Origin of the sequence: Mesorhizobium sp. CA12, from assembly GCF_020165255.1 — a bacterium.
Taxonomy (GTDB): domain Bacteria; phylum Pseudomonadota; class Alphaproteobacteria; order Rhizobiales; family Rhizobiaceae; genus Mesorhizobium.
Genome location: NZ_JAIUHT010000032.1, coordinates 1 through 12,306 on the forward strand (window position 1 = coordinate 1; position 12,306 = coordinate 12,306).

Consider the following 12,306-nt stretch of genomic DNA (forward strand, 5'->3'; position numbering starts at 1 on the left):
AGGAAGCTCCTGGTCGTCCTCAACGCTATCATTCGCGACAAAACCGCATTCGCATGAACACAGTTGCCATGCCGTGAGCTGTAAGCGTTGCAGCGGTGCAGAATTCTGCTCCGCAGCACCTGCGATTAAAGTCACGGAATGGATCCTCGGGTCTTCGCGTCCGCTTCGCTCCCGCTCCGCCCGTGGATGACGACCGTCGTCTAGGCTTCGGCCAGTAAGGCGTTCAGATCGCCTCGCCCTTCAGCAGCCTCGGCGTGTCGCCGGAGAGGCCCGAGGCCTGACGGATGAAGAACTCCTTCAGCCTCGGCATGCGTTCCACCAGCCCCAGCCCGATGTCGCGGACCTGGCGCAGCGGGCCGATGTCGTTGGAGAAGAGCCGGTTCAAGACGTCGGTGGTGATGCCCATCTGCAGCGTGTCGAAGCGGCGCCACTGCTGGTAGCGTTCGAGCACGTCGAGCGCGCCGATATCCTGGCCGAGCCGGTCGGCCTCGACCACGACTTCGGCCAGGGCGGCGACATCCTTGAAGCCCAGATTGAGGCCCTGGCCGGCGATCGGGTGGATGCCGTGCGCGGCGTCGCCGGCCAGCGCGAAGCGCGGTGCAACGAAGGCGCGGGCGAGCGTCAGGCCGAGCGGCCAGGCGCGCGGCTTGTCGGCAACTCTTATTTCGCCGAGCTTCAGGCCGAAGCGCTGCTCCAGATCGTGCTCGAAGACGAACTCGTCGCCCTCGACCAGCGCCTTGGCATCTTGCGTGCGCTCCACCCAGACGATCGACGAGCGGTTGGTGCCGTCCTTGTCCGGCTTCAGCGGCAGCGTGGCGAAGGGGCCGGCGGGGAGAAAATGCTCCTCGGCGCGGCCGTTGTGCGGGCGCTCATGCGCAACCGTGCAGACGATGCCGGACTGGCCGTATTCCCATTTGACCGTCTTGATGCCGGCCATGTCGCGCAATTTCGAATTGACGCCATCGGCGGCGACCAGCAGCCGCGCCTTGAGCGTCGCGCCGTCGGCCAGATGCACGGTGATGCCGGCGCCGTTGGTGTCGAAGGCGCTGACCGCCATGCCTTCGATGATGTCGATGCCGAGCTTTTCGGCGCGGCGGCGCAGCGCGCCGTTCAGGTCGCGGTTGGCCACCATGTGGGCGAATGGCTCGCCAGGCGCCACCTCGCCGTCGAAGGTCAAAAACACCGGACGCACCGGGTCGGCGGCGCGCGAATCGGTGATGATCATCTCGGTGATCGCTTGCGTTTCCGGCGCGATCTCTTCCCAGACGCCGAGCTGTTCCAGCATGCGGCTGGCGGCCGCGGCAATGGCCGAGGCGCGGCCATCTTTCTGCCAGACGCCGGCGGGGGCGGCATCGACGATGGCAATGGCGAGGCTAGGGCGCGCCTGCTTCAGCGACACGGCGGCGGTGAGGCCGACATAGCCGGCGCCGGCGATGAGCACGTCGAGCGGCGCCTCGCGGCTCCCGTTCGCCTCTGCTCCATTCGGCTTGCGGTCGACCATGGCATCATCCTTTCGCGGCTCCAGCCGGCTGCCGTTTGCGGCCTTGACTGCCTGCACGTCCTGTCCGAAACCGGCCATGGCACATCCTTGAAGGATTTCAAACATGACCGCGGCCATGGACGAGCTTCTCGACATTCTCGACCTCGAGCAGCTCGAACACAATCTGTATCGTGGTCGCAGCCCCAAGGTCGACTGGCAGCGCGTCTTCGGCGGCCAGACCATCGCCCAGGCGCTGGTGGCCGCCCAGCGCACGGTGGAGCCCGAACGCCACGTGCATTCGCTGCACGGCTATTTCATGCGGCCGGGCGATACCAAGCTGCCGATCGTCTACGAGGTCGACCGCATCCGCGACGGCGGCTCCTTCACCACGCGCCGGGTGGTGGCGATCCAGCATGGCCAGGCGATCTTCTCGCTGGAGGCGTCCTTCCAGCAGGACGAGGTCGGGCTCGAGCATCAGCTGCCGATGCCGCGCGACGTGCCGGCGCCCGACACGCTGCTCACACAACGCGAGCTGCTCGGCAAGTTCGGCGAGGCGGTGCCGGAAGGCATCAGGCGCTACTGGGAGCGCGACCGGCCGATCGAGATGAAGCCGGTGATGCTGAAGCACTACACGAGCCGCGAGAAACTGGAGCCGCAGCAGAACATCTGGATCCGCACCACCGGCCCGGTGCCGGAAGACCGCGCCATTCAGGCGGCCGTGCTTGCCTATCTTTCGGACATGACGCTGCTCGACACCTCGACCTTCGCGCATGGCCGCGCCATCTTCGACCGCGACATCCAGGCCGCCAGCCTCGACCACGCAATGTGGTTCCACCGCAGCCATTCGCTGGACGACTGGATCCTCTACAATCAGGACAGCCCGTCGACGCAAGGGTCGCGCGGCTTCACTCGCGGCTCGCTGTTCGCGCGGGATGGGACGCTAATCGCCTCGGTCGCCCAGGAAGGCCTGATCCGGCTGAAACGCTGAGCCGGCTTCAGGCTACTGCCTGGAATACGTGCATTTTCGATTTTTTGCCTATTTTATAAGCAGGCATGCTGCCATGCCCGTGCGCGAATGATGTGCACCGATCGCCCATTCTCTTTGTTTACAACAGGTTAACACCCTGCTTCGGCAATTGGCACGGAGCTTGAATCCTGTCGGGCACTCTCCGGCTCCTCGGGATCGGTGAAGGTGTGCAAACGCGGGGGACCGCAACAGCAAAGGGTGAAACCTTATGAAAATCGTGATGGCAATCATCAAGCCGTTCAAGCTCGACGAGGTGCGCGAAGCGCTAACCGCCGTCGGCATCCAGGGCCTGACCGTCACCGAGGTCAAAGGCTACGGGCGTCAGAAGGGCCATACCGAAATCTATCGCGGCGCGGAATACGCGGTCAGCTTCCTGCCCAAGATCAAGATCGAGGTCGCGGTCGGCGCCGACATGGTCGACAAGGCCGTCGAAGCCATCACTGCGGCCGCCAAGACCGGTCAGATCGGCGACGGCAAGATCTTCGTCTTCGGCATCGATCAGGCGGTACGCATCCGCACCGGCGAAACAGACACCGACGCGCTCTAAGCGGCGACCATCCATTCCAACGGAGAGTTCAATGAATATTCCTTCCACCTTGAAGACGACGGGACGCGCGGCCGCTTCGCTCGCGCTCGTGGCCATGAGCACCGTCGCCGCCATCGCGCAGGAGGCCGCCCCGGCAGCTACTGCCGCGGCGCCCGCCGCGCCGGCGCCGGCGCTCGACACCGGCAACACCGCCTGGATGCTGACTTCGACGGCGCTGGTGCTGATGATGACGATTCCCGGCCTGGCGCTGTTCTACGGCGGCATGGTGCGCAAGAAGAACGTGCTCGCCACCATTATGCAGAGCTTCGCCATCACCTGCCTGGTGACGGTGCTGTGGTTCATGTTCGGCTATTCGCTCGCCTTCTCCGACGGCGGCGCCACGAACGCCTATCTCGGCGGCTTCTCGAAATTCTTCCATCACGGCATCACCGTCTCGACGCTTTGGGCGCCGGGCGTGGCGAACATTCCTGAATTCGTCTTCTCGATGTTCCAGATGACCTTCGCCATCATCACGCCGGCTCTGATCGCCGGCGCCTTTGCCGAGCGCATGAAGTTCTCGGCGCTGTTGATCTTCATGGGCCTGTGGCTGGTCTTCGTCTACGCGCCGATCGCGCATTGGGTGTGGGGCGGCGGCTTCCTCGGTTCGGCCGGCGTGCTCGACTTCGCCGGCGGCACGGTCGTCCATATCAACGCTGGTGTCGCGGGCCTGGTCTGCGCGCTGGTGCTCGGCAAGCGCGAGGGCTACGGCACCACCAACATGGCGCCCCACAACCTCGTTTATTCGGTGATCGGCGCGTCGCTGCTGTGGGTCGGTTGGTTCGGCTTCAACGCCGGTTCGGAACTGGCTGCCGACGGCCTTGCGGGCGCGGCGATGATGAACACGCAGGTCGCCACCGCCGCCGCGGCGCTGGCCTGGATGTTCGCCGAATGGATCGTCGCCAAGAAGCCTTCGGTGCTCGGCATCATCTCGGGCGCCGTCGCCGGTCTCGTCGCGGTGACGCCTGCTTCCGGCTTCGTCAACCCGACCGGCGCCTTCATCATCGGCATCATCGCCGGCGTGGTCTGCTACATCTCGGCGGTCAAGCTGAAGCATGCTTTCGGGTATGACGACTCGCTCGATGCCTTCGGCGTCCACGGCGTCGGCGGCATCGTCGGCGCGCTGCTCACCGGCGCGCTGGCAGATCCGGCGATCAACGCCCTCGGCAAGGACGCCTCGGTCGGCAAGCAGCTCTACGGCATCGCCTTCACCATCCTGTGGACGGCGATCGCCACCTTCGTGATCCTCTACATCGTCAAGGCTCTGGTCGGCCTGCGTCCGTCGACCCAGGAAGAGGTCGAAGGCCTCGACGTCACCCAGCACGGCGAAGTTGTGCCGTAAGGCAGACTTCGCCAAGGGCCGGCGGATCCTCTCCCGCCGGCCCGGAATTCCTCCCAAGATCCCGTCGTGACGCTCTCGAAAGGGGCTCACGCCTTGAGGCCCGGAACACCCTTCCGGGCCTCCTTTTTGTCGGGCGATGATCCAAGCCGTTTCGATCACATTCACTTGATCCGCCGGCATGAAACATCAGCCCGTCAGATTCCGTACTGGGATAGCGGGCGTCATCAAGGCGTCCCCCAGAACAAGAGGGAAGGAAACCACCTGATGAACATCAAGAACATCGTCCTGGGAGCAATGGCTCTTTCGATGATCAGCGGCGTTGCACTCGCCGGTGCTCTCGATGAGCCGTCCAACATGGCCCCGTTCTTCACCGACTCCAGCATGAAGACCATGAAGCCGGAAGCCGACTTCAAGGCGGCCTGGGCTTCGATGCCGAAGGACAAGCAGGACATGATGATGAAGGAATGCCAGGACGCGGCGATGAGCAAGCCTCACGCCGAATTCTGCGCCAATCTCATGGCCTATGGCGGCGCCAACAAGTGATCGTGGAAGGTCAGGTCCCGGAAGGGCCTGATCCTATCGGCGTTTGAAGACAGGGAGGTGGCGGGCCGCGAGGCCTGCCATCTTTGTTTCCGCGCCATGGTCTCCGCGCCATGCGGGTAAAGGCCCATGGTTAATGCGGCCTTAACCTTCCCCCCGATAGTCTGGCGTTCGAATCTGCCGGAATGCGCCATGCGCCCGGCCAGGCAACGATCACGGGGAAGAGCATGCGTTCAGGCGCTTCAGCACCGCTCGCGCTAACCGATACGGGGCACGGCATCCAGGCATTCGCGCGGCGTCAGGTCGGGCGGCTGGTCGGCGCGGGGCTGTTCCTGTTCACCGCCTTCGGCATTGCCGCTCTAGCCACATGGAATGTCGCCGATCCGAGCTTCTCGCACGCCACCAGCAACGTCGTCACCAACGCCATGGGCTATGCCGGCGCGGTGTTCTCCGACCTCGCCATGCAGTTCTTCGGCCTTGCCGCCGTCGCGGGGCTGGTGCCGGCGGTGATCTGGGGCTTCCTTCTGTTTTCCGCGCGCGGCGTCGACAAATTGCCGAAGCGCGGCTTTGCCTGGTTCGGCTTTGCGCTCACCGCCGCGGCCATCGCAGGCTGCGTGACGCCGCCAAACACCTGGCCGCTGCCCACCGGCCTCGGCGGCGTGTTCGGCGACATGGTTCTGAAAATCCCGGGCATCGCGGTCGGCGGTTATCCGAAAGGCCTGTTCGCCAGCATCATAGCGGTCATCCTCGCCGCGCCGATGTTGTGGCTGTTCGCCTATGGCTCGGCGCTGATCGCGCGCAAGAACGGCTTTGCCGTCACGGAGCGCGCCGCCCGGCCCGATCCGCGCGAACAGGACGAGATGCTGTTCGACGAGGATGAGGACGAGGGCGATGAGGGGATACTCGCGCTCGGCGCCATCACCCATTGGTGGCTGTCGTTCCGCGCCTTCCTGCATCGCCGCGCCGAGCGGCGCAGGCGCGAGCGCGACGAGTTCGAACCGCCGATGGAACCGAAGGCAAGCGCCTGGCGGCGCGCGGCCGAGCGGGTCGAATCGGCCGAGTTCGCCGAGGCCCGCATGAGCCCCGGCGGCCGCGCTCGCGTCGAGCCGGAATTCTTCGCCGCCATGGTCAACGACCGCAGCGTTTCGGTCGATCCGGTCGATGAAGACGTTTTCGGCGACGAGGCGGACGAAGACGCCGACCTCGACGATTTCGACGACGAGGCGCCCACTCCGCGCCGCGCCGCGCCGGGCGCCAGAGTACAAAATTTCCGCTCCGATGCCGCGACCCGCGTCGCGGCGCCCGCGGCGCGCCCTGTGCCGGGTGCCCGCGTCCAGCGCGAGGCGCAGACCTCGCTGATCGGGTCCGACACGTTCGAGATGCCGTCGCTGCATTTCCTGTCCGAGCCGAAGAACATCGCCAAGGATCCAAGCCTGTCGAAGGACGCGCTGGAGCAGAACGCGCGCCTGCTCGAAGGCGTGCTGGAAGATTTCGGCGTCAAGGGCGAGATCATCCATGTGCGACCCGGCCCGGTCGTCACGCTTTACGAGCTCGAGCCGGCGCCCGGCATCAAGTCCTCGCGCGTCATCGGCCTTTCCGACGACATCGCCCGCTCGATGAGCGCGATCGCCTGCCGCGTCGCCGTCGTTCCGGGACGCAACGCCATCGGCATCGAGCTGCCCAATGCCAAGCGCGAGACGGTCTATCTCAGAGAGATCATGGCCAGCCGCGATTTCGAGACGACCAAGGCCAAGCTGGCGCTGGCGCTCGGCAAGACGATCAACGGCGAGGCCGTCATCGTCGACATCGCCAAGATGCCGCACGTGCTGGTCGCCGGCACCACCGGCTCGGGCAAGTCGGTCGCCATCAACACCATGATCCTGTCGCTGCTCTACCGGCTGACGCCGCAGGAATGCCGGCTGATCATGATCGACCCCAAGATGCTGGAATTGTCGGTCTATGACGGCATCCCGCATTTGCTCACGCCGGTCGTCACCGATCCGAAGAAGGCGGTCGTCGCGCTGAAATGGACGGTGCGCGAGATGGAGGACCGCTACCGCAAGATGTCCAAGGTCGGCGTGCGTAACATCGACGGCTTCAACGCGCGCGTCCAGCAGGCGGAGAAGAAGGGCGAAAAGATCTCGCGCACGGTGCAGACCGGCTTCGACCGCCAGACCGGCGAGGCGATCTACGAGACCGAGGACCTCGATCTCGAGCCGATGCCCTATATCGTGGTCATCATCGACGAGATGGCCGACCTGATGATGGTGGCCGGCAAGGACATCGAAGGCGCGGTGCAGCGCCTGGCGCAGATGGCGCGCGCCGCCGGCATCCATGTGATCATGGCGACGCAGCGCCCGTCGGTCGACGTCATCACCGGCACCATCAAGGCCAATTTCCCGACCCGCATCTCCTTCCAGGTGACGTCGAAGATCGACAGCCGCACCATTCTTGGCGAGCAGGGCGCCGAGCAGCTGCTCGGTATGGGCGACATGCTCTACATGGCCGGCGGCGGGCGCATCCAGCGCGTCCACGGCCCCTTCGTCTCGGACGACGAGGTCGAGAAGGTCGTCGGGCATCTGAAGCTGCAGGGCGTGCCGGAATATCTCGACGCCATCACCGAGGACGACGAGGAGGACGACGACGACGGTCCGTCGGGCAAGGGCGGCTCCGGCGGCGGTGGCGGCGGCAATTTCGAGGATTCCGACGACCCGTACGACCAGGCGGTGGCGGTGGTACTGCGCGACGGCAAGGCCTCGACCAGCTACATCCAGCGCCGGCTCGGCATCGGCTATAACCGCGCCGCCTCTATCATCGAGAAGATGGAGAAGGAAGGCATTGTCGGCCCGGCCAATCACGCCGGCAAACGTGAGATCCTGGTGCCGACAGAAGAGGACAAATTCTAGGGCTTATCGATATTCAGGTGAGGCCGGCCTGCAAATGATGGCTTCCTGCGCTTCCGGTGCTCACGTACGAAAAGTACGCTCCGCTCCAGTTCTCGGAAACCACCATTTTCGACTCGGCCTGACCTGAATCTCGACAAACCCTGGCGCGGCGAGACACCGATCCGGGTCAGCAGGCAACCGGAAATCGTCTGGCGCGTTCAATGCGGGCTCTCGCCTACCCGCCAAACTTAGGCCCTAGTGGGAGTCCAGAAACTGCGGCGACACGAATCACAGAAAGTGACCGGCATGAAGACCCAGACCGAATTTGCCCTCACCCGCCGCCAGGTCCTTGGCCTCGGCCTGATGCTTGGCGGAGCCGCCGCTCTCAATCTCGTGCCGGGCTATCAACTCATGGCCGCCGCGCAGGCCGCCGTGCCGCCGGCGGCGCAGAAGATCGCCGACCATTTCTCCTCGGTGAAGTCGATGAGCGGCGAGTTCGTCCAGTTCGGGCCGAAAGGCGAGCAGACCGGCGGCAAGTTCTTCCTCGAACGTCCGGGCAAGATCCGCTTCAACTATGACGGATCCTCGAACTTCCGCGTCATCTCCGACGGCAAGTCGGTGGTGATCCTCAATAAGAAGCTCAACACCTCCGACCTCTACCCGCTGTCGAAGACGCCGCTGAAATTGCTGCTCGATGACCGCATCGACCTCTCCGGCGGGCGCGTCAAGGCCGTCAAGGAAGAGGACGACCTCACCACCATCAAGCTTTCCGACAAGTCGGTCTTCGGCAATGCGACGATCACCATGATGTTCGATCCGAAGACCTACGAGCTGCGCCAGTGGACGATCACCGACGCTCAAGGGAAAGACACGACGGTGATGATCTTCAACGTCAAGGAAGGCGGCAACTTCCCGGCCGACACTTTCGCGATCGACTATACGGCGAACAGAGAGCTCAATACCAAGACCAGGTAGGTCCGCCGATATTCAGGTGAGGCCGGCCTGCGAATGGCGGCTTCCTGCGCTTCCGGTGCTCACGTACTTCAAGTACGCTCCGCTCCGGTTCTCGGAAGCCACCATTCTCGGCTCGTCCTGACCTGAATCTCAGCGAACCTACGACCTGGCGAAGGGCATAGTCCGGCTTGTCTTTACTGCGCGCGGCTGGCACTAGATCGGCGATCTCTTGCCGGACCCGCCTGAATGCCCTTCACCATCGCCACCTGGAACATCAACTCCGTGCGCCTGCGCATGCCGATCGTCGAGCGGCTCCTGAAAGAGCATGCACCCGATGTGCTCTGCTTGCAGGAAACCAAGGTTCCCGACGAGCTGTTCCCGGAAAAAGCCTTCCGCAAGGCGGGCTACGAGCACATCCTGTTCCACGGCCAGAAGGGCTATCACGGCGTCGCCACCGTCGCCCGCCGCCCGATCGAGCTGGTCGAAAAGCGACGGTTCTGCGAGATCGACGACAGCCGGCATCTGTCGGTCTGGGTGCAGGCGGGCGGCAAGTCGGTGCTGGTGCATAATTTCTACGTGCCGGCCGGCGGCGACGAGCCGGATCCTGAGATCAACCGCAAATTCAGGCACAAGCTCGATTTCGTCTACGAGATGAACTCCGTACCGGCGAGCGGGGACGAATCGTCCGCCTCGATCCTGGTCGGAGACCTGAACATCGCACCGCAGGAGCACGACGTCTGGTCGCACAAGCAATTGCTCAACGTCGTCAGCCACACGCCGGTCGAGACGACAAATTTCGAGGCGATGCGCACGGCCGGCGGCTGGGTCGACCTGATGCGGCTCAATGTGCCGGCCGAGCAGAAACTCTACACGTGGTGGAGCTATCGCGCGAAGGACTGGGAAGCCTCGAACCGCGGCCGCCGTCTCGATCATATCTGGTCATCCGCCAACCTTGTGCCGGCTTTCGCCGGCTACGAGATCCTGCAGGCGGCGCGCGGCTGGGAGAAGCCGTCCGACCATGTGCCGGTGATTGCGAAGTTTGAATTGGATTGAGGTTCGACGTCGGCGGCTAAGAGACGCAAACCTTCGCGTTCGTCATCCTAGGGCGGAGCGCCGCGTAGCGGCGCGCAGACCCTAGGATCCATTCCGTTACCGGTGCCGAAGGATGCAACGATGCAGAACAAAGAAGCCTTGGGCAGGCCGCTTCGCCCAGAAAACCTCATTCTGCAACGCGGCGAAGCGTCAACGTCACGGAATGGATTCTAGGGTCTGCGCGCGTCGCTTCGCTCCTTGCTCCGCCCTAGAATGACGAAGGCGCTTTCTGGCCGGCGCCATCCTACTCCGTAAACCTGGGCGCCAGCGCCTCAATGCGGGCGATCATCTGCTGGAATTCCTCCAGGATGCGCTCATGCAAAAGCACCGCGATCTCCGGATATTCTTCCAGGATCCGGTGGAACATCTTGCGGCTCAATCGGATCACTTCCGAGTCGATCGCGGCCGAGGCGCTGGTCAGCCGGTTGGTATCGGCGATCAGCGCCAGTTCGCTCAGCATGGTGCCTGGGCCTGCCGTACCGATCGGCACGCGTTCGCCGCCCAGCTCCCGATAGAGCGCGATCAAACCGCTGACCACGATATAGGCAGAATCAGCGACATCGTCCTCGCGGTACAGCTTATGGTCGGCTTGCAGCACGGTGGTCTCGGCGCCGAAGGCAAGCAGGCGCAGCTGTTCCTGCGTGAAGCCCTGGAAAAGCTTCACGCTTGACAGAATGCGGATGTCGTCATCCAGCGCCATCCTAGCTGTGTCCCCGAGCGGTCAGTCCAGTCCCTCCTTTGGAGCGGCGCGCCCTCCTGGGCTCGCGAAACGCTCCACCGTGCATCATGCGATGCGTGCAACGAGCCGACCCCATCACCCTCCAGCACCAGGATCGTACCCGAAGCGGTCCCGCCCGACCGCCCTAAATGTTTGTTTCGACGCAATTCCGGACGGTCGTCCTCGGCGAAGCCGCCGAGCCCAACCGTTTCACACTTTTCCTGGAATTGCTCTTGATCATGAAATGTTTAAGGAACCAGCTTGTAGCCGCCGCTTTCTGTCACAAGAATTTCGGCATTGGAAGGATCGCGCTCGATCTTCTGGCGCAACCGGTAGACATGGGTCTCCAGCGTGTGCGTGGTGACGCCGGAATTGTAGCCCCAGACCTCTTCCAAAAGAACGTCGCGCGTCACCACCTTCTGGTCGGCGCGGTAGAGGTATTTGATGATCGAGGCTTCCTTCTCGGTCAGCCGCACCTTGGCGCCGCGCGGATCGATCAGCAGCTTCTGGCTGGGCTTGAACGTATAAGGGCCGACGGAGAAGGTGGCATCCTCGCTCTGCTCATGCTGGCGAAGCTGGGCGCGGATGCGCGCGAGCAGCACGGCAAAGCGGAAGGGCTTGGTCACATAGTCGTTGGCGCCGGCCTCGAGACCCAGGATCGTGTCGGAATCGGTGTCGTGGCCGGTCAGCATGATGATCGGCGCCTTGTAGCCGCCCTTGCGCAGGATCTTCACCGCCTCGCGGCCATCCATGTCGGGCAGGCCGACATCCATGATGAGCAGGTCGACGACGCCGCTGCGCGCCGCGGCAACGCCTTTTGCGGCGGTCGCTTCTTGCTGGACGTCGAATTCTTCGTAGAGCGCCAGCTGCTCAACCAGGGTGGCTCGCAAGTCGTCGTCGTCATCAACGATCAGAATGGTACGTGATGTCATGGATCAATCCGTTGTTTTAAAAAGAATATTCAGTTGACCTCCCCCCATTTATGCGGAAGCTCACCGGCGCAACAGCCGATCACAGTGATTTGTTCCGTGACCCAATCATACAAGAAAAAACGTGCGCGCAATGCGTCGGGCGCATTTTTGCCGAAGGGCTTGAACGTTTTGGTGGTGCGCGCGCGCCCCGGCAATCCCGCGCAAGGCTTCCTGCAAGTCGGCAAGACGGTGTTTCCCTGCGCTTTGGGGCGCGGCGGCATCTCCGCCAACAAGCATGAAGGGGACGGCGCGACGCCGTTGGCGTCGATGCGCATCCTGTCAGGTTATTTCCGGGGCGATCATTTCGCGGGCGGACGCAGGACGAGGCTGCCGATGGCGCCGATCGGCCCGGACCTCGGCTGGTGCGAGGTTCCGGACGACCGCAACTACAATCGCCCGGTCAAGATCCCCTATGGCGCCAGCCATGAGCGGATGAAGCGCGACGATCGGCTTTACGATGTCTGCCTGGTGCTCGACTGGAACATCGCACCGCGCCGGCGCGGGCGCGGCAGCGCGATCTTCTTCCATCTGGCCCGGCCGGGCTTCACGCCGACGCAAGGCTGCGTGGCGGTGACGGCACGAACCATGGCGAGGCTGCTTCCGTTGCTGTCGGACAGGACGGTGGTGAAGGTGGTGAGGTAGGCAGTAGGCAGTAGGCAGTAGGCAGTAGGCAGTAGGCAGTAGGCAGTAGGCAGTAGGCAGTAGGCAGTAGGC

The 12,306-nt window shown here is 63.9% G+C and carries 11 protein-coding genes; 8 read left to right on the top strand and 3 right to left on the bottom strand.

Translation table 11 applies throughout. The features are described 5' to 3' along the window. Window positions 1–223 precede the first annotated feature (223 nt). On the bottom strand, window positions 224–1,501 hold the full coding sequence (locus tag LB520_RS28890) for a ubiquinone biosynthesis hydroxylase (RefSeq protein ID WP_224602389.1): 1,278 nt from the start codon (window positions 1,499–1,501) through the stop codon (window positions 224–226). 103 nt (window positions 1,502–1,604) lie between these two features. Here LB520_RS28890 and tesB point away from each other — a divergent pair, with 103 nt between their 5' ends. The 7 genes from tesB to xth all read left to right on the top strand — a co-directional run bounded on the left by tesB (window position 1,605) and on the right by xth (window position 9,864). Continuing rightward, window positions 1,605–2,468, top strand: a complete 864-nt coding sequence (tesB, locus tag LB520_RS28895) for an acyl-CoA thioesterase II (protein WP_095769566.1) — start codon at window positions 1,605–1,607, stop codon at window positions 2,466–2,468. Window positions 2,469–2,715: 247 nt separating this feature from the next. Continuing rightward, on the top strand, window positions 2,716–3,054 hold the full coding sequence (locus LB520_RS28900; protein ID WP_006327120.1) for a P-II family nitrogen regulator: 339 nt from the start codon (window positions 2,716–2,718) through the stop codon (window positions 3,052–3,054). A gap of 94 nt (window positions 3,055–3,148) precedes the next feature. Beyond that, complete coding sequence (locus tag LB520_RS28905) at window positions 3,149–4,432, top strand: ammonium transporter (RefSeq protein ID WP_318012153.1); 1,284 nt, start codon at window positions 3,149–3,151, stop codon at window positions 4,430–4,432. A gap of 264 nt (window positions 4,433–4,696) precedes the next feature. After that, window positions 4,697–4,975 (top strand): hypothetical protein, encoded by a 279-nt coding sequence (locus tag LB520_RS28910; protein WP_140698272.1) that lies wholly within the window; start codon window positions 4,697–4,699, stop codon window positions 4,973–4,975. A gap of 224 nt (window positions 4,976–5,199) precedes the next feature. Continuing rightward, window positions 5,200–7,878 (top strand): DNA translocase FtsK, encoded by a 2,679-nt coding sequence (locus LB520_RS28915; RefSeq protein WP_224640200.1) that lies wholly within the window; start codon window positions 5,200–5,202, stop codon window positions 7,876–7,878. 285 nt (window positions 7,879–8,163) lie between these two features. After that, window positions 8,164–8,832 carry an outer-membrane lipoprotein carrier protein LolA gene (locus LB520_RS28920; protein ID WP_140846382.1) on the top strand — a complete coding sequence of 223 codons (669 nt, stop codon included), beginning with the start codon at window positions 8,164–8,166 and terminating at the stop codon, window positions 8,830–8,832. A gap of 225 nt (window positions 8,833–9,057) precedes the next feature. Continuing rightward, entirely contained in the window at window positions 9,058–9,864 is an 807-nt protein-coding gene (gene xth, locus LB520_RS28925; protein ID WP_224640201.1) for an exodeoxyribonuclease III, read from the top strand. A gap of 283 nt (window positions 9,865–10,147) precedes the next feature. Here the strand turns inward: xth and LB520_RS28930 are convergent, their stop codons facing one another. Next, the gene (locus tag LB520_RS28930) at window positions 10,148–10,603 is read right to left on the bottom strand and encodes a cyclic nucleotide-binding domain-containing protein (RefSeq protein WP_224634513.1); all 456 of its coding nucleotides are present in this window, start codon (window positions 10,601–10,603) and stop codon (window positions 10,148–10,150) included. Between the two features lie 266 nt (window positions 10,604–10,869). Further along, window positions 10,870–11,553, bottom strand: coding sequence for a response regulator transcription factor (locus LB520_RS28935; RefSeq protein WP_095769573.1), 684 nt, complete (start codon window positions 11,551–11,553; stop codon window positions 10,870–10,872). An 84-nt stretch (window positions 11,554–11,637) separates the two neighbouring features. Between LB520_RS28935 and LB520_RS28940 the strand changes: the two genes are divergently transcribed. Then, a complete protein-coding gene (locus LB520_RS28940) occupies window positions 11,638–12,234 on the top strand; it encodes a L,D-transpeptidase (protein ID WP_224640202.1) in 597 nt (198 codons plus the stop codon). Window positions 12,235–12,306: the final 72 nt, after the last annotated feature.